Origin of the sequence: Bacteroides sp. AF25-5LB, from assembly GCF_003602965.1 — a bacterium.
GTDB lineage: Bacteria > Bacteroidota > Bacteroidia > Bacteroidales > Bacteroidaceae > Bacteroides > Bacteroides uniformis.
This window is the reverse complement of sequence record NZ_QTMC01000010.1, coordinates 117130-138537: the sequence shown is the minus strand read 5'-3', so window position 1 is coordinate 138537 and position 21408 is coordinate 117130. Positions and strand designations below refer to the sequence as shown.

The window sequence follows — 21408 nt, the reverse complement described above, 5'->3', positions numbered from 1 at the left end:
AAATAAAAACCAGTCGTGGCAAAAGAAAAAATTACAGCAAGGGCCCGTGCACAATATACGGACTACATGGTGAAGGAACCGATGGAGCTCATGGAGTTTCTGGCAGCTAAAATGCCGGATGCCAGCCGCACCAAGCTGAAATCATTGCTGAGCAAACGCATTATATATGTGGACAGCGTTATCACTACACAATACAATTTTCCCCTGAAACCGGGTATGAAAGTACAAATCAGCCGTGAGAAGGGACGTAAAGAGTTCAACCATAAACTGATGAAGATTGTATACGAAGATGCCTATATCATCGTGATAGAGAAGATGCAGGGTTTGCTGTCCGTCAACACTGACCGGCAAAAGGAACGTACCGCCTATACCATCTTGAATGAATACGTGCAACGCTCGGGCAAGCAGCACCGTGTACACATCGTGCACCGCCTGGACCGTGACACCTCCGGCTTGATGATGTTTGCCAAAGACGAGAAGACCCAACGTACACTACGCGATAACTGGCACGACATTGTAACAGACCGGCGATACGTAGCCGTAGTAGTTGGCGAGATGGAAAAAGATGCGGGAACCGTAGTTTCTTGGTTGACAGACCGCAAGCTGTATGTATATTCAAGTCCGACAGATGACGGGGGACAAGAATCCATTACGCATTACCGTACCATCAAACGAGCCAATGGATACTCTCTCGTTGAACTGAACCTGGAAACGGGACGAAAAAACCAGATACGTGTACACATGCAGGATTTGGGGCATCCCATTATCGGCGACGGACGCTATGGACTGGAAGACGTAAATCCTATCGGACGCTTGGCCCTGCATGCTTTCAAACTCTGTTTCTATCATCCCGTCACGGGAGAGCTGATGCGGTTTGAAACACCTTATCCGGGAGAGTTCAAGAAGCTGGTTTTGAAGAATAAGTAAAAAGCTGACATACAATAAAAAACGGAGCAATTGATTTGCTCCGTTTTTTATTGATAAGCATGTCGTCATTGCCGACGCATACGAAAAGGCTGTCCGTGAATATTATCTTGATATTCCCTCCAGCTATTATACCAAGTACCACTGAAAGAATAAGAATCAGCCATGGCTCCTTCAATGTAAGCCATGCTGCCATCATCATAGAATTCCAATTCCATCAGATTGTAAGCCCCACTAACCCAATTCCATCTGAAAAGCAAATAATTCGGGTCGCCATATGAACCAATAGTACCTTGGTTGCGCGCGTTAAAGGTCATAATCGTCCCCCTACCCCAAGTATATGCCCCGAAATCTATTTCTTCAGATGTATACCATTCACCGGGCAGATTATATTCCGTTTCTTCCTCACTATCACATGATGTCAATCCTAATACAAAGACAAACAACAATAACAATTTTGTGTATTTCAGCATATTATTCATAAGCCATACTTTATTTATAATTAGCATCTACCATCATTACAACTACTCCATCCAGCTTACCGGATAAATAATGTTCGCGCACCCATACATTATCAAAGTACTTGATTTCACCCGCACCGTAATTCAGCGTCAACCCCTCCATAGACTTGTCCATCCATTTCCAAGTAAAAGTACGTGAAGTCGTTTCATAGGGACGGGACTCGCCTCCGCGATAATACTCCCAGATTTCCTGTCCAGAATTATCAGCCTTGGCAAACTTCAGCTGATGACTGCATAACACTTCAACTCCATCTTTGTTTTCCGTCTGATATTCTTCTATCCACGTCTTTCCACACAATTTGTCGTCACTATTCTGCATAGTATAATACACATCATCCCCACAAGACGCCAGTCCAATCGTAAATACACACAACAGCAATATCTTCACATAATTCAAAGTCTTCATAAGTTATCGAGTTTAGTTAATACTTGTGGACAAACATACACAAAAAAAATGAAACACTTAATACTTAGCCTGGAATTTCTTGTAGAAGACAAGGAATAAAATAAATCCCATCAGTGCAAACGGTACGCCTGCCAATGCGGGATAACGGTATCCTCCACTCAAGGCAAGACCTCCGATATAGGCTCCGATAGCATTCCCCAAATTGAAGGCCATCTGCACACAAGCGCCTCCCAACATTTCTCCTCCAGGGGCCACACGAATCATCAACACCTGCTCCGGACTGGAGACGGCAAACAAACCTGCCGTACAGAGTGTCATCAATATTGCCGAACACCACGGATGGGGCGAGAGTAAAAATATCAATAATAAAATAACACATATCATCCCTTGCACCACCGTACCGACCTTCCCCGGAGTGTACCGGTCGGACATGCGCCCACTAACCAGATTACCGACAACCATTCCGAATCCTGCCAGTACCATCAGTGCCGTAATGCTGTCCGCACTAAAACCGGAAACCTCGGTCAGCAACGGGGTGATGTAGCTATACCAGCAGAATACGCCACCGTTACCCAAAGCCGTAGCTCCCAATATGAGCCACGGCGCCGGCTTCTTCAAAAAACGGAACTGTCCTTTAAATCCCGTGTCTTTCAGTCCTTCGACCTGCGGTACCCAACGCCAAATGTAGTACAATGTTATCAATCCCCAGGCACCTACCAGCAGAAACGTGGCACGCCAAGACAGTGTATGGCTCAACGAAGTACCCAACGGCACCCCAAACAGATTGGCCACAGTCATTCCCGCTATCATAATTGAAACCGCCTCCGAGCTTCTCCCTTTATCAGCCAATTTTCCCGCAACAATGGAAGCTACTCCAAAATAAGCGCCATGAGGAAGCCCGGAAACAAAACGTCCCAACAGCAAGACCCAATAATTGGGTGCCATAGACGCACAAATATTACCCACAATCATTAATGCCATCAAGACCAGCAGAATCTGCTTCAACGGGCGTTTACGGGCCAGGAGCAGCATGGGCGCACCAAAACAAACACCCAACGCATACGCAGAAATGAAATGACCGGCCACGGGAATGCTGATTCCCAAATCAGTAGCCACATAGGGCAAAATACCCATCATCGTAAATTCGGCAATCCCCAGCCCCAATGTACCGAACGCCAATGCAATAAGACTCTTCTTCATACCTTAAAAAACAACCTATATTTTTTACCGGGCGCAAAGATAATGACATTGCATTCTCCAAATAAAAAGGATACCGAATTATTTTCAGTATCCTTCTTCATTTTTTATCTTATATCAATTGTATACCCACCATTAAAGACTTCTCCCGGCGCCAAGTGCTGCATCCAGTCCTTATCCTTATATTCATCCTTATAATGGGCACGGTCACAACGCCCGTACCACGGCTCGATGCAGACAAACGGAGCATTCTTGGCCGGAGGCGACCACAACCCCACCACCGGAGTGTCGAAATACAGACTGAGATAGGGTTTCTTCTCCTTGTTATATAATGTAACTTCTTTCACTTGACTGTTTTCCAGAATCAGGGCATCTTTATCAAAGGAGTGGATGTCCAAAGGCAGCAGGCCATCTGTCAACTCAAGCAAATATTCCTTATCCGGAGCGGCACATCCTTTCTCGGAGATAAGGATATAGTGCAAACCTTCCGTCTTATCAAAGCCGAAATATCCACGGTCCGTTGTCTCCGTATCATAGTCCGGGTAATAGAAAGCCGGATGGGCTCCTATCTGGAAGTGCATTTCGCATGTTCCGGTATTGATGACTTTCCAAAGCACCTCAATCTTCTTTCCCTCTATCCGATAGCCTATCTCAAGGCAAAACGGGAAAGGATATTTCTTGCGTGTTTCCTCACTGTCAACCAGTCGATAGCGTACCTCATCTTCCTGTTCAAATATCAATTCAAAATCCATATCGCGGGCAAAACCGTGTTGCGTCAATGCATAGGAAGCACCTTCGTGGCGGTATTCATTCTCCCAAACGCTGCCTACAATGGGAAAAAGCACCGGAGAATGCCGTTTCCAGAAAGCAGGGTCTGCCTGCCAAAGATATTCTTTTCCATCACGCAAGATACTGCATAACTCGGCCCCATGCGGGGAGACTTTAATTGTCAGTTCTGAATTAGAAAGTGTTTTCATATCATATATCATTTTGTTATTTTCTCATATAGTGTGGCATCTCTCCGGGTATTTCCATCGAAATCTCCACCAGACCACCGACCACTCCGTCCTGCTTCCATGCTGTCTGATAAATCATTTTCTTAACGCCGTTCTTCTCAATGGTGTAGGCATTCACTCCCCCCGTTTCCAGCAGTTCGCGTATCTTGGCTTGCGATTGCGGGTTGTGGCAATCAAAGAGATTCTTGCCTATCAAGTCACCGTGTTTGGCAAACGTACGGCATGCTTTCTCGTTCATATATAGGATGATTCCCTTTGTGTCGCATACAGTTACGGCACAGTTCATTTCATTGACCCATTCGTACATAATTCTTTATTTTTAATTGGCTATTTTCTATGCACTTGAAATACATTTACAGAAAACTCTTCAAAGTCAAATGTCCTTTCCTCTATCGAATTATTATTGCATTAATCCTCCTTCTATGAAGAAAACGACTTCATTCAATCGTTCTTTATTCGATTCTTCATCTTTAAAAATAGCTGGAGTGAAGATTATCCTATCTTGAATCAGATTATCTACCAAATCCCACATGACTTCATGGTACAGCATCACCATTGCCACTTTTTCATTGTCAATACCATATTGGCTTGCTAAGGAGCCACAATTATTCTTTAGTTCCGCACTGATAGAGTTTACCAATTTTTCAGTTATTTGATGAAAGCGGTCTTGCCGTTTCTTTATAATAGGAAATAATACATCTCCATTATCATCTACCAGCCCATAAGGTTTTAACTGAGAAACGAGTTTGGCATCTGTTACTTTTCCAAATTGTGCTATTTCATCAGCACAATGGTCCATAATGTCGTTGTCAGGAGCAATGCCGCTATTGATGTAAGTCAAAATCAAATTCTGTTCTCCGAAACCATTCGTACCGCATGCAAAGCCATTTCTTGATTCGTATAATACCCAGTAACAGCCACTCCAGCTTGTATAATTGTCAACATCCTCAAACAAGACTAACTTTGTCCACATTTTTCCATCCAGAAGGTATGAAAAAACAAGTGAGAGTACATTGTTCTTGAATCCCATTTCACTGATAGTTTGTGCCAATGATATAAAGTCTGCCTTTGTTTTGACATACATGGATTCAGCAATCTCCTTACTTAAGCTTCTTAGAGAATTGGTCTGTTCTTTGTCGAGAATGGGTATAGTAGTTTCCCATTTCCCTTTTGTTTTACTGACAAGTCCACCTACTTCCAATAACAATAATTGGCTATCAGAGCATTTAATACCCATTTCACGAAGTTCGGCTTGAGTACGTGGAGTCCGTAAATTGTATAGTATTTCCCAATTATTATCTGGCGTTACATAGTCTTCGGGCTGATGTCCGTTCACTGCAACAAACTGGGTTGCTTCCCATTCGCTATAAGGTCTTATCGATATTTGTGCTTTAATCATTGTGGTAACGGACAATAAGGTAAACAACAATAATAAGTCCGGATAATGTTTCATATATCGCTTAATTTTAGTTTTGTTCATCATTCATGCACTTCTCTTATGTAACAAAGATAACGTTTTTTTCAATTCCTCTCTCAAACCTATAACAAAAAACTTCCCGACTACCAATAAAAAACTTCCTAACTACTAATAGTAAAGTTTGCAAGTATAGAGATAAAGAATTACCTTCGCCCTTGGTTTGTCTATCCCAAGCCTTGGGATAGAAATCCCCAACCTTGGCATACACATCCGCAACCTTGGGACAAACTCTGTAAGCCCCAATAAACAAACGAACCTCATAACAACGCTACCATCATGGCAGAATACAACATGCAGGAACTGAACCTGCCGGGAGAAGACGGCAAACGCATCCTCTACCCACGAATGAAACTATACGGGCAGGTGAACTTGGAAACCATCACCGAAAAGATAGCATACGCCTCATCCTTCACACGAGGAGACATCATCGGACTGATGCAAGCCATCACCGACGAAATAGCCTACCAAATGGGGCAAGGTTACTCCGTGAAGATTGACAACTTAGGAGTATTCACCCCTGCCCTCGGTCTGCGGCAAGACCGTGAACGGGAGACGGGCGAAGAAGGAGACACCAAGCGAAACGCCGTCAGCATCTGCCTGAAGGACATACATTTCAAGGTGGACAAGGAACTACTGTACCGTACCGCTCGCCATTGCCACCTGAAACGTTCCACCGACAAATTCCAACGCTCCTCACAAGTGTTTTCTCCGCAGGAACGGCTGGAACGGGCAAAAAAATACCTGGAAAAGAACAGCTTCATGACCCAAGCCGACTATTGCCAACTGACCGGCTTATTGAAGTCTGCCGCCTCCCGCGAGTTGCGCGAATGGATAGCCAATCCCGAATCGGGCATCGACTACAAAGGACGAGGAACACACAAGATTTATATTCTAAGGAAACCATAACCCACATCCATTGAAGTAACAAAAACAATGAAAATACTACATACCAGCGACTGGCATCTGGGACACACCCTCTACAACTACGACCGCACCGCCGAGCAGCAATCCTTCCTACGGCAACTCACCCGCATAGTAACCGAAGAGCAGCCCGACGCCATGGTGGTAAGCGGAGATATCTACCACTACTCCTCTCCCGCTGCCGCCACGCAGAAGATGTACACCGACGCCATGCTGAACATCCATCAAGCCTGCCCCGGAATGGCCATCGTAGTCACCGCCGGAAACCACGACAGCAGCTCCAAATTGGAGATAGACAGCAACCTCTGGCAGCACTTCGGCTTGAACGTTGTGGGAAACATCGAACGTACAGCCGAGGAAGTGAATCTGGACAAGCACATCATCGAGATAAACAATGAAAAAAAGGCAATAGGCTACGTCATTGCCGTGCCCCACGTCTATCCGCAAAACTTCCCCCTGCTGGACACTGAAACACCGCGCGACCAACGGCAGGCACGCTTCTTCCAGGCACTGCTGGACGAAGTGAAGAAACGGAATACGGCACAGCTTCCCGTCGTCCTCATGGCCCATCTCTCTATTGAAGGCAGCGACCGTAGCGGGCACGACGAAAGTATCGGCGGCATAGAGTATGTTCCCCTCAGCGCTATGGGAGAAGGATACGACTATCTGGCACTCGGACACATCCATTGCCCTCAAGACATCAAAGGCAGTCATCACCACGCACGCTATTGCGGCACTCCCCTCCCCGTCAGCTTCGACGAAACCTATCCGCACTCCGTCTCCATCATCGAGTTGGAGAAAGGGGTGGAACCACAAATCAGTACAAGGGAAATTGAAAATCCGATTCCCCTCGTCACGCTTCCCCATGACCCGACGCCTTTCGAAGACGCCCTGAAATTGCTGGAAGAATATCCGGAAGAGAAACCTGCCTACCTCCGTCTGAATGTGCTGACAAAAGGCTATCTGCCCCCCGACTGCAACGAAAAAGCCTCGAATGCCGCCAAAGGCAAGGCATGCAAATATTGCTACATCAAGACTACCCGAGAGCGACAAGCCGACACGGACGAGAGCAAGCATATCTCCATCCAAGAGATGCAGGAAATGTCTCCCCTGGAAATAGCCAGACTCTACTACCGCGAAACCGAAGGAGAAGAGATGGACCCAGAACTTTGCCAGCTGATGGAGACTGTCGTGCAAAAAGTGAAAAGCAAGAACAACTCCTAATCATTTGTCCGGAACATGAAACTCCAGAAACTGACCATAAAGAACCTTGCCTCCATAGAAGATGCCGTCATCGACTTTGAGAACGGACCGCTAAGCGAGGAATCCCTTTTCCTTATCTGCGGCGAGACGGGTGCAGGGAAGACAACCATTCTCGACGCCATCTGCCTGGCACTCTACAACGAAACGCCCCGCATGGACCATGCCGAGAACGAAAAATACAAAGACCTCAACCAGACTTTCTCTGCCAAAAAGGAAGACGTTGCCATCAACGACAGCCGGCAACTGATGCGCCGTAACACCAGTGAAGCATGGACGGAGCTGGAGTTTACCGGCTCGAACGAAACGCCCTACACCGCCCGATGGTACGTGGCACGGGCACACCGCAAGATTTCAGGAGCCGTGCAGGATGTGCGCTGGACACTGGAAAACAAGAAAAGCGGCATACAGCTCAACAAAAAGAACGAGATAAAGGCAGAAATACAAGCTGCAGTGGGGTTGACCTTCGAACAATTCTGCCGCACCACCATGCTGGCGCAAGGCGACTTCACCAAGTTCCTGCAAAGCAAGGAAAGCGAAAAATCGGATATTCTGGAAAAGCTGACCGGTACAAGTATCTACTCCGAAATAGGTGCCGAAATATATGCCGCCACCAAGGAAAGACGGACGGAATACGAAAACCAGAACCGGAAGCTGGAAGGCATCCACATCCTGGCAGAAGAAGAAGTCGCCACAATCAAGGAAGCCATAGCCACGCAAAATGCCGGAGTCAAGGAAGCCAATGAGCAGAAAACCACCGCCCTCGCAAAACGGGACTGGCTGAAGAAATACTCCGAACTCCTCCTCACCCGTGAACAGCAAAAGAAGATGTGGGAAGGGAAACAAGCGCAACTGCAATCGGACGAATTCAAACAGAAAGAACTGCTGATTAAGGAATGGAACGCCACCGCCGATGCCCGCAACTGGCTCTCTACCTTGAAACAGCAGCAACAGCAACAACAACAGAACTATGCACAAGCCGGAATGTTAAGAGCATCCTTTGCCCGGCTGGACGGAGGAAGCAAGTGGCTATGCGGTTTCCTGAAAGAGCAAGAAGACAAGCTGCATCGTGCCGAGAAGTACTTGCAAGAGCATTCGCCCTTACTGCCCATGTTCGAGCAAAGCCAATCCATCATTACCGGCCTAAAATCCGCACTCGATGCCCAAACACGCATCGACACCTACAACGCGCACCTTGAAAGACTTGCCGCGCAACAACCCGTAAAAGTCAAGGAGCGTACCGACAAGGAAGCTGCCCTCACCCGGAAAGAACAAGAGAACCATGCATTGCAAAACGAAATAAACCTCCGGAATAAGCAGCTTGAAACCATGGACCGCCCTGCCCTGCAAGACAAGAAAAACAAACTCGATGCCGGACGGGAGAACCTGCTGCAAGCCTTGAGCGCCCTGTCTTTACTGGCTGAAACGGAAAGGACACTGAACGAGGCAAAGGTAAACGAAAAGGCTTTGAACGCCAAAGTGGAGGCGTGCCAAAAACAATACGTCCTCCTGCAAACGGCATTCGACAGCAGGAAAACAAGTTATGATGACATCCGCACCCTCTACGATAAGCAAAAGGAAGCCGTAGAAGAGTGGGCAAAGGAAGCACGCTCCCGGCTTGCCGTCGGAGATACTTGCCCCGTGTGCGGACAAGAAATAAAATCGCTTTGCAAAGATGAAGATTTCCAGTCTGTCCTTGCTCCCATACGCACCTCCCTGGAAACAAAAGAGAAAGAATACAAGGAAGCCGAGCAGGCATTGAACAACAACCGGACAGAATCTAAGACCTACGGAACGCTGGCAGAGAATGCCCGTCAGTCCACAGCAAGAGCGCTCCGGAGCTACAACCTTGCCCGTACTGACGCACAAGCCAAATGCGCCCAATGCAACGGCATCGGCCTCTCCACAACCACCGGCGAAACCCTGAAGAAGCTACTGGAAGAGAACAAGCTGGAAGCAGACAAACTGAACGAAAAGCTCACTGAAGTTCAAATGCTCAGCGCACAAATCATAACTCTGCAACGGCAAAAGGACGAATGCCAAAAACATGTGGACGCTGCACGCCAAGCCTTCAACTCTGCCGACAGAGTGCTGAATGAGCTGAAAAACAACATCGTCAATTACGAGTCGCTCACCGCCAACGAAAAGGAGAACATACGTGCCACCATGGACCGCGTCACTCCCCACATCCTCTGGGAAGGATGGAACACGGAATGGGAGAACTCCCCCCTCTCCTTTATTGACCGCCTGACGCAAGCTACGCGCAACTACCGGCTGGCGCAGGAAAAACAAAGAGAACTGAAATCCGCCATTGCCCTTATCCACAAAGAGCTGGAAGGGATAAACATCAACAAGGAAAGCATCGATGCCGCATTCCCCGACTGGCGCAACGCACCTGCAGCAACACAGGAAATGGAAATCAAGGACCTAGGGATTGCCTGGAATAATCTGAATACACAAGCAAGCGGACTGAAACAAAGCATATCCTCCACCGCAGACCAGATGGCAAGGCTGCAAAAGGATTTAACCGGGTTCTATGCCGCCAACCCCACTCTCGACGAGGAGCGTATCACCGTCCTATCCGCTTGGTCCGGCTCCCGGATAGAAGCATTGCGTGCCTCATTGCAGACACTTAAAGAGGAAGAAGTAGCTGCATCGACCGCCTTTCATCTGGCCACCGGACAAGTGGAAGAGCACATCAACCGGAAGCCCGAAATAGAAGAAAACGAAAACCTCGAAACCCTGGATGCACTCATCGCGAATCTCGAAGAAAAGATAACCGCCGGCAACCAATCCATCGGTCAGCAGAAGTTACGCCTGGAAGAAAACACCCGCAACATCGACCGGATAAAGGAAGAAAAGGAACGTGCCGACCGGCTGCGCGAAGAGTATCTGAAGTGGGACCGCCTCTGCCGTCACTTCGGTGACGAACGGGGAAAGAACTTCCGCAACATAGCCCAGAGCTTCGTCTTGAAAGAACTGCTGGCAGGCGCCAATTTCTATCTGCAACGCTTGACCGACCGCTACGAACTGGAGTGCCAGGCCGGTTCGCTCACCATCCTGCTGCGCGACTTCCATCAAGGAGGCTCGGCACGTCCGGCATGCACCTTATCGGGCGGCGAAAGCTTCCTGGTATCTCTGTCGCTTGCCCTCGGGCTTTCTTCCCTCAGCCGCCAAAGCCTCTCGGTAGACACACTGTTCATCGACGAAGGTTTCGGCACACTGAGCAGCGACTACCTGAACACCGTTATGGACACATTGGAAAAACTGCACCGGATGGGTGGCAAGAAGGTAGGCATCATCAGTCACGTGGAAGGACTGAAAGAGCGCATAAAGACCCAGATACAAGTACGGAGAATAGACAGTTCAAGAAGCGAAATAGAAGTGGTGAATACCCTCTAAGCCGGTATCGGGATAAAGAAAACGAATGTTTTTTCGGCTCTTGATAGTACAAGCACCTGCATTATTGTGTATTTTTGCAGTCTCATAAAAAAGAAAAGACAATGAAAAAGTTCATGAAAGGAGTCCGGTTTACTCCTAAAAACTATTCCGACGAAGTAGAAGCCAAAATTCAACATTATAAGAAAGAAGGATATAAACTGCCGATGCGAAGCGCACTCCGTACCGAGGAACAGTTGGCCGGTATCCGCGCAAGCGCCAAAATCAACACAGCCCTGCTGGACTATCTCTCCGAGAACATTCGCGAAGGCATGTCCACAGCCGAAATTGACCATATGGTGTATTGCTTCACCACAGACCACGACGCCATCCCCGCCCCCTTCATGTACGAAGGCTTCCCCAAAAGTGTGTGCACCAGCATCAACGATGTAGTGTGCCACGGCATTCCCAGCACCAGGGAATTCTTGAAAAGCGGTGACATTGTAAATGTAGATGTATCCACCATTTACAAAGGTTACTTTGCCGACGCATCACGCATGTTCATGATTGGCGAAGTCAGCCCCGACATGCAGAGGCTGGTACAGGTCACCAAAGAATGCCGTGACATAGGCATACGGACCGCACAGCCCTGGGCACGCCTTGGTGACGTAGGCGCCGCCATCCAGGAGCATGCGGAAAAGAACGGATACAGCGTGGTACGCGACCTCTGCGGACACGGCTGCGGCGTCAAGTTCCACGAAGAACCGGATGTGGAACACTTCGGTAAACGTGGTACGGGCATGCTGATAGTACCCGGCATGACGTTCACCATCGAGCCGATGATTAACATGGGAAGCTACGAAGTCTTTATCGACGAAGCCGACGGATGGACCGTCTGCACAGACGACGGACTGCCTTCTGCCCAATGGGAAAGCCAAATCCTGATTACTGAAGACGGAAACGAAATATTGACACAATAAGGCGGACACTTCAAAACATCTATGGAAATATTATTACTGATTATAGGGATAATCATTGGAACCGTAGTCGGCTATCTGGCGGCAGAGCGCAAGTCTGCCGCATTGAAGGCCGAAATCAGCGGGACAAAGAAGGAAATAGAATTATTGAAGTTGCAGAAGGAAGAAGCCGAAGCATTGCACAAGCGCATGAATATCGAGTTCGAGAATCTCTCCAACCGTATCTTCCAAAGCAAAGCCGAAGACTTTACCAAGCTGAATGCCGAACACCTGGGCAATCTGCTCCGTCCGCTGGGTGATAACCTGAAGGACTTCCGCCAAAAGGTGGAACAAGTATACAGCACCGAAGCCAAAGAACGTTTCTCGCTGGGAGAACGCATCAAGGAACTGGTGGAGCTGAACAACCGCCTCAGCGAAGATGCCAACAACTTGACCCGTGCCCTGAAAGGAGACTCCAAAATGCAAGGCAACTGGGGCGAAATGATTCTGGAACGTCTGTTGCAAGCCTCCGGACTGATTGAAGGCGAACACTACTTCCGCCAGGAGTTTCTAAAAGACGAACGGGGCGAAGCCATCATCAACGAGGAGAGCGGGCAGAAGATGCAGCCCGACATCATCGTGAAGTACCCCGACGAACGGGAAATGATTATCGACTCCAAAGTGTCGCTGACTGCCTATGCTGCCTACACCTCTGCCGAAAACAAGGAGGAGCAGGCACACTTCCTGAAAGCACACCTGCAATCCGTCCGCGCCCACATCGACGAGCTCAGCCATAAAGACTACTCGCATTATGACGCCCAATCGCCGGATTTCGTCATGATGTTCATCCCCACCGAAGGTGCCTACCTCCTCGCCATCCAAAGCGATGCCCACCTCTGGGAATATGCCTACAACAAAAAGGTGGTACTGATGAGCCCCACCAACCTGATTAGCGCCCTGCGCCTCTCGCTCGACCTTTGGAAGAAGGAGAACCAGGTAAAGAATGTGCAGGCCATCATCAAGCGCGGCACCATCTTATATGAAAAGATTGCAGGCTTTACCGACACCTTCCTCGGTATCGGCGACCGACTGGCCAGCCTGCAAAGGGATTACGACAAAGCCTTCAACCAGCTCTCGGACGGTAACGGCAGCGTAGTGCGCCAGGCCGAAATGCTGAAAGGTATGAGCCTCACTCCCAAGAAACGCATTTCTCCAAGATTGCTGCCCAAAGACACCATTCAAGAAGAAACAGAAGAGGAAAACGATAACATTCAATAAAACATCATCCAACATGAAAACTCTGAAAGACCGCATTCTCAAAGACGGAAAATGCTTCCCCGGAGGCATTCTGAAAGTAGACAACTTCATTAATCACCAAATGGACCCCATCCTGATGAAATCCATCGGCGTGGAATTTGTCAGACGGTTCGCTTCCACCTCCATCAACAAGGTCATTACAGTAGAGGCGAGCGGAATTGCCCCTGCCATCATGGTAGGTTATCTGCTGGAACTGCCCGTAGTATTTGCCAAGAAGAAGAAACCGAGTACCATGGAAAACATGCTGACCACCACCGTATTTTCCTTCACCAAGAACCGTTCGTACGAGGTCTGTGTCAGCAAGGACTTCCTTTGTCCGGGTGACAAGGTACTGTTCATTGACGACTTTCTGGCCAATGGCAATGCAGCCAAAGGCATGATTGACCTTGTGAAGCAGGCAGGTGCCGAACTGGCCGGTATGGGATTCATCATCGAGAAGGCATTCCAGCATGGTGGCGACGAATTGCGCGAACAAGGCATCCATGTGGAATCACTTGCCATCATCGAGAGTCTGGATAATTGTGAAATCAAAATCAGATAAACCGCTGCACACATGGAGGACAATCAAGAAGGAGAAAAGTTAAAAAACGGGCTGATATACGGACTGAATGACAAGCCGCCTTTCAAGGAAGCATTCTTTGCCGCCCTGCAACACCTGCTTGCCATATTCGTTGCCATCATCACCCCTCCCCTCATTATTGCCGGAGCACTGAAACTCGATGCCGAAACCACCGGTTATCTGGTATCCATGGCATTGTTCGCTTCGGGCATTTCAACGTTCATCCAGTGCCGCAGGTTCGGAGGATTGGGTACGGGGTTACTCTGCATCCAGGGAACCAGTTTTTCCTTTATCGGACCCATTATTGCTGCCGGAACGATGGGCGGGCTTCCGCTTATCTTCGGTTCCTGCATCGCAGCATCTACCGTGGAAATGTTCATCAGCCGGATTTTGAAATATACCAAGAGAATCATTACGCCCCTCATTTCGGGAATCGTTGTCACTCTCATTGGAATGAGTCTGATAAAAGTGGGAATTACTGCTTGCGGAGGCGGTGCGGCAGCGCAAGCGGACGGCAGTTTCGGCAGTCTGCGCCATGTGGGACTGGCGGCCCTGGTGTTGCTACTCATCATTGCCTTCAACCGTAGTTCCAACCGGTATATGAGGATGAGTTCCATTGTCATCGGATTGGTTATAGGCTATATCGTGGCATGGTTCATGGGGATAGTAGATTTTACATCCATACAAAGCTATGGCGGTTTCAATCTCCCGATGCCGTTCCGTTACGGATTGGACTTCAGCATCTCAACCATCATTGCCTTAGGACTTATTTTCATGATTACCGCTATCGAAGCATACGGTGACATCACAGCCAATTCGCTCATATCCGGCGAACCGGTGGAAGGAGAAACATTCGTAAAACGCGCTTCGGGCGGTATCCTTGCCGACGGCTTCAACTCCATGCTGGCAGGTATGCTCAACTCTTTTCCCAACTCCGTATTTGCCCAAAACAACGGGATGATACAACTGACGGGAGTGGCAAGCCGTTATGTAGGTTACTATATAGCAGGATTCCTGGTAATACTCGGGCTTTTCCCCGCCGTAGGCCTGGTATTTTCATTGATGCCGGAACCGGTATTGGGCGGCGCTACCCTGCTTATGTTCGGAACAGTGGCAGCGGCAGGCATACGCATTATCGCTGCACAAGAAATCAACCGTAAGGCAACATTAGTCATGGCTATCAGTTTCTCTTTGGGACTAAGCGTAGAACTTGTTCCGGAAATATTATGCCAACTTCCCGAAACATTAAGAAATATCTTCTCTTCGGGAATTACCACCGGAGGAGTAACAGCCATTCTGGCCAATGCACTGATTCATATCAAGGAATAAAGAAAAAGCTACGAAGAATCTTCATTAGAGAGGAATGCCTCGAACCAAAAACTCCGGCAAAGCCCTGAAGGCCATGCCGGAGTTTTTTTATCTCAAGACGGACAAGGAAGATTATCCGCCGAAGTTGTCGAACATCAGGTTCTGAGCCGGAACGCCGAGGTCGTCGAGCATCTTCTCAACAGCCTTCGACATCGGGCCGGGACCACACATGTAGTATTCGATGTCTTCGGGAGCTTCGTGGTCTTTCAAGTAAGTCTCGTAAATTACGTTGTGTACGAAGCCCGGAGTATACTTCACGCCCGCTGCATCGGCTGCCGGATCGGGACGGTCCAGTGCAAGATGGAACTTGAAGTTGGGGAAATCCTTTTCAATCTGCAGGAAGTCTTCCAGATAGAACACTTCATTCAATGCACGTGCACCGTAGAAGTAATTCATCACGCGATCTGTAGTGTGCAGTGTCTTCGTCATATGCATAATCTGTGCACGCAACGGAGCCATACCGGCACCACCACCGATCCACATCATCTCCTTCTTAGAGTCGAATATCGGATGGAAGTCTCCGTAAGGACCACTCATAGTCACCTTATCACCCGGTTTCAGGGTAAAGATATAAGAAGAAGCGATACCCGGCATTACATCCATGAAGCCCGGTCCCTGGTCTTTCGGCTTAAACGGAGGCGTAGCGATACGTACCGTCAGCATGATGCGGTCGCCTTCAGCAGGATAGTTGGCCATGGAGTAAGCACGGATGGTTTCTTCGTCATTGCGGCACTTCAAGCCCAACAGACCGAATTTCTCCCATGCAGGCAAGTATTCCTTACCGATAAGTTCCTTATCGATGTCCTTATCATAATCCATCGAATATTTAGGAATCTTAATCTGCGCATAAGAACCCGGAACGAAATCCATGTGCTCGCCTTTGGGCAAAGCAACGATGAACTCTTTGATGAACGTAGCCACATTCTTGTTGGAGATAACCTCGCACTCCCACTCTTTCACGCCCAGTACGCTTTCGGGAACCTTGATAGCCATATCGCCTTTTACCTTCACCTGGCAACCCAGACGCCAGTGATCTTGTATTTGCTTACGGCTGAAGTGCGGAGTCTCAGAAGGCAAGATTTCACCCCCACCTTCCATTACCTGGCATTTGCACTGTCCGCAGGAACCTTTACCACCACAAGCGGAGGAAAGGAACACACCGTTTACAGACAGCGTATTCAGCAATGTAGAACCGGAAGCTACGTCCAGTTCCTTATCACCATTGATAGTCAGTTTTACATTACCCGAAGGCACCAAGAAATTCTTGGCAACCAGCAGGATAACAACAAGCAGGATGACAACCACGAGGAATACTCCAATGCTTGCTAATATCATATTCATATCCATTGTTTTATTCCTTTCTTTTAGATGTTCAAACCAGAGAAACACATAAATGCCATTGCCATCAGACCTACAGTGATAAACGTGATGCCCAGTCCTTTCAGTGGAGCCGGAACGTCAGAATAGGCCATTTTTTCACGGATGGCAGCCAAGCCTACGATAGCCAGCAACCAACCGATACCGGAGCCCAACGCATAAGAGACAGCATCAGCAATGCCACCGATGAATTTCGGGTCGCTCTCACCCAGCGTGATGCGCTGCTGCATGAAAAGAGAAGCACCCATGATGGCACAGTTTACAGCAATCAACGGCAGGAAGATACCGAGTGAAGCATACAGCGAAGGGCTGAAACGCTCTACAATCATTTCCACCAACTGAACGATAGCTGCGATTACAGCAATGAAAAGAATAAAGCTCAGGAAGCTGAGGTCAACGCCTTCAATGATTGCGTTGGCAGCCAGCACCTTTGTCTGCAATAAATAGTTGACCGGAAGCGTAACTACCAACACGAAAGTTACGGCGATACCCAGTCCTACGGCAGTCTTCACATTCTTCGATACGGCAAGGTAAGAACACATACCGAGGAAGAACGCGAATATCATGTTGTCCACAAAGATAGAGCGGACGAATAAACTTATTAAATGTTCCATATCTCTTCGATAAATTAAGAATTAAAGAATTAAAGAATTAAAGCAATGAGAACTTGTACTGCAGCAGAGCAGCCCATTTTTCATTCTTTCATTTTTCATTCTTCATTTATTTATTACTGCTTTTCCTGCAATTCTTTGTGACGTGCACGCTGATACCAGATGATGCAAGCGCAAAGAATCAATGCCATTGGCGGCATCAGCATCAAGCCGTTGTTCACATAGCCCAACTTCTGCAGAGGTTCATAGTTCAAGATGTTGAAACCGAGCAACGTTCCCGAACCCAGAAGCTCGCGGAAGAAAGCTACGATTACCAGAATCTTGGCATATCCCAAACCATTACCCACACCGTCAAGGAAAGACTCCCAGGGACCGTTCTGCATGGCAAATGCTTCCAAGCGTCCCATCAGGATACAGTTGGTAATAATCAGACCTACATATACAGAAAGCTGCACACTTACGTCGTAAGCAAAAGCTTTCAGAATCTCACTTACAATAGTTACCAACGCAGCAACAACCACCAGCTGAACGATGATACGGATACGGTTGGGTATCGTCTTGCGCAGCAGTGAAATCACTACATTGGAGAATGCCGTAATCACCGTCACTGAAAGCCCCATCACAATGGCGGGCTCCAGCTTGGCAGTAACAGCCAAAGCAGAACAGATACCCAATACCTGCACGGTAACAGGATTGTTCAGTCCCAGCGGAGTAGAGAATATTTCTTTATTCTTCTTTGAAAACAATTGTCCCATATTCTTATTCCTCCTCATTATTATTAGTTAAAAAGTTCTTGTAGCTGCTCAGACAAGCCTTCAACATAGCATCCACACCAACAGAAGTGATGGTACCACCGGAAATGCCGTCAACCTGATAGTCAGGTTTCTCTACCTTGCCGTTCTTCACAACACCGAGGGCCACCTCGCCGTTCTCCAATGTTTTCTTTCCAGTGAATTCACCCTGAAACTGGGGAGTTGCAATTTCGGCACCCAGACCCGGAGTCTCACTGGCATGGGAGAAGTAAACACCGTAAACGGTATCCTTGTCGCTGTTTAGTGCAACATATCCCCAGATAGCACCCCAAAGACCGGCACCGTAAACGGGGAATACATATTTCTTCTCGCCTTTAACTTCTGCCACGAATACATGCAGACGGTTATTTTCTTTGGCTTCCTTCTCGTAAGCGGTAGCAAATGCACCGGTATTCTCAGTCAGCGTACCGTCAACGTTCATCAGCATATCGCCCTTTACATATTTATTATATTCAGCTTCGGCATCCTTTACGTCCTTGATGTTGAGTGCAGCAAGAATCTGCTTCTTCGTGTCAAGTTCCACGTTCTTGTTCTGCGTCTCGCGCAAGGAAGAACTTACAAATGCCAGCAGGAATGCAACGATAACAACCATTACCGAAGCATAAATGATAGTATAACTATTACTATTGGTATTCATTTCTTTTCCGGTATTTATTAATTGTTAGACTTGATTGCACGTTTCTCGCGACGGCTGATGTTGCCCTGTACCACACAATAGTCAATCAGCGGAGCGAAGATATTCATCAGCAGAATGGCAAGCATCATACCTTCGGGATAACCAGGGTTGAGCACACGGATAATGATAGCCATGACACCAATCAGGAATCCGAAGATATACTTACCGGTCTCTGTACGTGCCGATGTAACGGGGTCGGTAGCCATGAACACGGCACCGAAGCAGAAACCACCCAGCACGAGGTGTTCGTACCAAGGCATCTGTGCCATCGGGGTGTCGGGACCGATTGTATTGAATACCCATGCCATGAAGGCGCCACCTACGAATACGGAAAACATCGTCTTCCAGCTTGCAATGCCCGTCCACAACAGCAAAATGGCACCCAGAGCGATGGCAATTACGCTTGTCTCACCGATAGAACCCGGAATAAGGCCGGTCACCATGTCCCAAGAGAATTCCGGAACGGCGCCCGAGGTAGCGGCTGCACCCAGCGGAGTAGCTACCGTCAGTCCGTCTACCGACTGCCCCAGACCAAAGATGCTGTCGCCCGATACCCAAACGGCATCACCCGACATCTTCGTAGGATAAGCAAAGAACAAGAATGCACGGGTAATCAAAGCTACGTTGAACACGTTCATACCCGTACCACCGAATACTTCCTTAGCAAAAATTACAGAGAATGCAGTAGCCACCGCTAGAATCCACAACGGACAGTCTACCGGAACAATCATCGGAATCAAGATACCGGAAACCAGGAAGCCTTCCTGAATCTCCTCCTTCTTCCACTGAGCCACTACGAACTCAATGCCGAGACCTACTACATAAGATACAATGATTTTTGGCAATACAGCCAAGAAACCGTAGATGAACATTTCCCAGAAGCCGCCGGTGGCACCGGTAGCATGGAAATGCTGGTAACCTACGTTATACATACCGAACAGCAGTGCCGGTACTAACGCAATAACCACCATCGACATGATGCGTTTGCTGTCAATGGAGTCGTGAATATGCGTTCCCGATTTCGAAGTGGCATTAGGCACGAACAAGAATGTTTCGAAGCCGTCGAACACCGAACGAAATGCGTGGAATTTGCCGCCTTCTTCAAAGTTCGGCTTTATCTTGTCGAGATAATTTCTTAACGCTTTCATTAATATATTTACGATTTTACGATTTACAATTTACGATTTGCCATACGCCCCGATTATGCCATTTCGGCACGAAGCATATCGAGTCCTGCACGTACGATGCGCTGCACTTCCACTTTGGAAGAACATACGAATTCGCAGAGAGCGAAATCTTCAGGAGCTACTTCGTAGATACCCAGAGCCTCCATACGGTCAATATCACCTGCAATGATTGCTTTCACCAGATATTCGGGGAAGATGTCCATTGGAAATACGCGGTCGTATTCGTTGGACATAATCATGTGACGTTCGCCACCCTTGATACGGGCATCTATCACATATTCCTTCTTGCCCATCAGCCAGCTGAAGTAAGAGCGGTTGACGCTGAACTGATTAAAGCGCGGCATAATCCAACCCAACATTTCATGGATTTCATCTCCTTCGGGAATAACGGTCAGCTGGCTGTCGAAAGAGCCGAGGAAGCCGTTCGGAGAAATTTTCTTACCGGTCAGCACGTTACCGCTGATGTAGCGGAGGTCCTTGTCGGTAGTCACGTTACCTTTGAAAACGTTCGTCAGCAGAGCGCCGACTTTCAGCTTGCAATAAGCGGGTTTCAACACTTCGGAACCCGTTACAGCTACCGTACGGGTCAAGTCTACATGACCGGTATTCATCAGACGTCCGATGAAAAGTACGGCTTCGGCACTGATAGTCCAGACCGTTTCACCTTTCACTACCGGAGAGATGTGGTTAATCTGTACACCCACGTTGCCTGCCGGATGCGGTCCGTCGAAAGCTGTTACGGTAACGTTCTTTGCCTGCACAAGGGCAGCAGCCTTTTGTTTTACACTAATACCCAGATACGTCTTTGCCATCTTTGACAAAGCGTCGAGTCCCGTCTGGAAGTTTGCTTCTTCTCCTTTCAGAGCGAATTCGAAATCGGGAGCCAGAGGATTACTGTCGAAAGCCGAAATGAAAATAGCTTTCGGAGTCACCGTCGGGTCAGCGATAACGTCGTACGGACGTTGGCGGATGAAAGCGAACATACCTGCCTGCAAAAGAGCTTCTTTTACCTGCTGGCCGCTCATCTTGGACGGGTCCATCTTGCCAAATTCCTCATAGTCTTGTTCAGTGGCAGCCTCTACAACGATGTTCAGCACCTTACGGCGCGCACCACGCTCCACGCTTGTCACTACGCCACTGACGGGCGAAACAAATTTCAATTCAGGATGATTCTTGTCGATAAACAAGGGTCCCCCGGCCATCACATATTCCTGCTCTTTGACCACCACTTTCGGAGTGATGCCTGTATAGTCATCGGGAATCAGCGAATAAAATCCTGGTTCCTTAACAGACACAAGTTCCTGGGCAGCAGCGCCTTTCAGGTTGATGTCAAGGCCTCTACGTAACTTAATTACATTTGCCATGCGTTTATTTAAAATAATGGTTTCATTAATTTGCCGCAAAAGTAGCAAAAAAGAACGTGAATAAAGAGCAAAAAAGAAAGG

General features: G+C 48.1%; 20 protein-coding genes. 8 read left to right on the top strand and 12 right to left on the bottom strand.

From position 1 onward, the window contains the following. Nucleotides 1-15: 15 nt before the first annotated feature. Nucleotides 16-927, top strand: a complete 912-nt coding sequence (locus DWY57_RS12590) for an RluA family pseudouridine synthase (RefSeq protein ID WP_117600531.1) — start codon at nucleotides 16-18, stop codon at nucleotides 925-927. Between the two features lie 65 nt (nucleotides 928-992). Here the strand turns inward: DWY57_RS12590 and DWY57_RS12585 are convergent, their stop codons facing one another. From DWY57_RS12585 to DWY57_RS12560, 6 genes are all read right to left on the bottom strand, one after another. Then, on the bottom strand, nucleotides 993-1406 hold the full coding sequence (locus tag DWY57_RS12585; protein WP_119961882.1) for a hypothetical protein: 414 nt from the start codon (nucleotides 1404-1406) through the stop codon (nucleotides 993-995). 10 nt (nucleotides 1407-1416) lie between these two features. Continuing rightward, a complete protein-coding gene (locus DWY57_RS12580; protein WP_005828348.1) occupies nucleotides 1417-1851 on the bottom strand; it encodes a hypothetical protein in 435 nt (144 codons plus the stop codon). Nucleotides 1852-1908: 57 nt separating this feature from the next. Next, entirely contained in the window at nucleotides 1909-3051 is a 1143-nt protein-coding gene (araJ, locus tag DWY57_RS12575; RefSeq protein WP_119961876.1) for an MFS transporter AraJ, read from the bottom strand. 104 nt (nucleotides 3052-3155) lie between these two features. Further along, nucleotides 3156-4025, bottom strand: a complete 870-nt coding sequence (locus DWY57_RS12570) for an aldose 1-epimerase family protein (protein ID WP_119961881.1) — start codon at nucleotides 4023-4025, stop codon at nucleotides 3156-3158. A 16-nt stretch (nucleotides 4026-4041) separates the two neighbouring features. Further along, on the bottom strand, nucleotides 4042-4371 hold the full coding sequence (locus DWY57_RS12565) for a PAS domain-containing protein (RefSeq protein WP_119961875.1): 330 nt from the start codon (nucleotides 4369-4371) through the stop codon (nucleotides 4042-4044). Between the two features lie 93 nt (nucleotides 4372-4464). Beyond that, entirely contained in the window at nucleotides 4465-5517 is a 1053-nt protein-coding gene (locus tag DWY57_RS12560; RefSeq protein ID WP_227203635.1) for a hypothetical protein, read from the bottom strand. A 300-nt stretch (nucleotides 5518-5817) separates the two neighbouring features. Between DWY57_RS12560 and DWY57_RS12550 the strand changes: the two genes are divergently transcribed. The 7 genes from DWY57_RS12550 to DWY57_RS12520 all read left to right on the top strand — a co-directional run bounded on the left by DWY57_RS12550 (nucleotide 5818) and on the right by DWY57_RS12520 (nucleotide 15261). After that, on the top strand, nucleotides 5818-6447 hold the full coding sequence (locus DWY57_RS12550; RefSeq protein WP_005828335.1) for an HU family DNA-binding protein: 630 nt from the start codon (nucleotides 5818-5820) through the stop codon (nucleotides 6445-6447). Between the two features lie 27 nt (nucleotides 6448-6474). Next, a complete protein-coding gene (locus DWY57_RS12545; protein ID WP_119961874.1) occupies nucleotides 6475-7686 on the top strand; it encodes an exonuclease SbcCD subunit D C-terminal domain-containing protein in 1212 nt (403 codons plus the stop codon). A gap of 15 nt (nucleotides 7687-7701) precedes the next feature. Beyond that, nucleotides 7702-11124, top strand: a complete 3423-nt coding sequence (locus tag DWY57_RS12540; protein ID WP_119961873.1) for an AAA family ATPase — start codon at nucleotides 7702-7704, stop codon at nucleotides 11122-11124. 101 nt (nucleotides 11125-11225) lie between these two features. After that, a complete protein-coding gene (gene map / locus DWY57_RS12535) occupies nucleotides 11226-12080 on the top strand; it encodes a type I methionyl aminopeptidase (protein ID WP_087332541.1) in 855 nt (284 codons plus the stop codon). A gap of 21 nt (nucleotides 12081-12101) precedes the next feature. After that, a complete protein-coding gene (locus tag DWY57_RS12530) occupies nucleotides 12102-13334 on the top strand; it encodes a DNA recombination protein RmuC (protein WP_119961872.1) in 1233 nt (410 codons plus the stop codon). A 13-nt stretch (nucleotides 13335-13347) separates the two neighbouring features. After that, a complete protein-coding gene (xpt, locus tag DWY57_RS12525; RefSeq protein WP_117600538.1) occupies nucleotides 13348-13914 on the top strand; it encodes a xanthine phosphoribosyltransferase in 567 nt (188 codons plus the stop codon). A 12-nt stretch (nucleotides 13915-13926) separates the two neighbouring features. Further along, entirely contained in the window at nucleotides 13927-15261 is a 1335-nt protein-coding gene (locus DWY57_RS12520; protein WP_087332544.1) for a nucleobase:cation symporter-2 family protein, read from the top strand. A 111-nt stretch (nucleotides 15262-15372) separates the two neighbouring features. On the opposite strand, the gene nqrF is transcribed toward DWY57_RS12520, so the two are convergent. From nqrF to DWY57_RS12490, 6 genes are all read right to left on the bottom strand, one after another. Continuing rightward, a complete protein-coding gene (nqrF, locus tag DWY57_RS12515; protein ID WP_117600539.1) occupies nucleotides 15373-16647 on the bottom strand; it encodes an NADH:ubiquinone reductase (Na(+)-transporting) subunit F in 1275 nt (424 codons plus the stop codon). 17 nt (nucleotides 16648-16664) lie between these two features. Next, nucleotides 16665-17291: an NADH:ubiquinone reductase (Na(+)-transporting) subunit E gene (nqrE, locus tag DWY57_RS12510; protein WP_005828321.1), complete on the bottom strand. Its 627-nt coding sequence runs from the start codon at nucleotides 17289-17291 to the stop codon at nucleotides 16665-16667. A 113-nt stretch (nucleotides 17292-17404) separates the two neighbouring features. After that, complete coding sequence (locus DWY57_RS12505; RefSeq protein ID WP_117600540.1) at nucleotides 17405-18043, bottom strand: NADH:ubiquinone reductase (Na(+)-transporting) subunit D; 639 nt, start codon at nucleotides 18041-18043, stop codon at nucleotides 17405-17407. Between the two features lie 4 nt (nucleotides 18044-18047). Then, nucleotides 18048-18737 (bottom strand): Na(+)-translocating NADH-quinone reductase subunit C, encoded by a 690-nt coding sequence (locus DWY57_RS12500; protein ID WP_117600541.1) that lies wholly within the window; start codon nucleotides 18735-18737, stop codon nucleotides 18048-18050. Between the two features lie 17 nt (nucleotides 18738-18754). Further along, nucleotides 18755-19924 carry an NADH:ubiquinone reductase (Na(+)-transporting) subunit B gene (locus DWY57_RS12495; protein WP_117600542.1) on the bottom strand — a complete coding sequence of 390 codons (1170 nt, stop codon included), beginning with the start codon at nucleotides 19922-19924 and terminating at the stop codon, nucleotides 18755-18757. Between the two features lie 53 nt (nucleotides 19925-19977). Next, a complete protein-coding gene (locus tag DWY57_RS12490) occupies nucleotides 19978-21327 on the bottom strand; it encodes a Na(+)-translocating NADH-quinone reductase subunit A (RefSeq protein WP_117600543.1) in 1350 nt (449 codons plus the stop codon). Nucleotides 21328-21408: the final 81 nt, after the last annotated feature.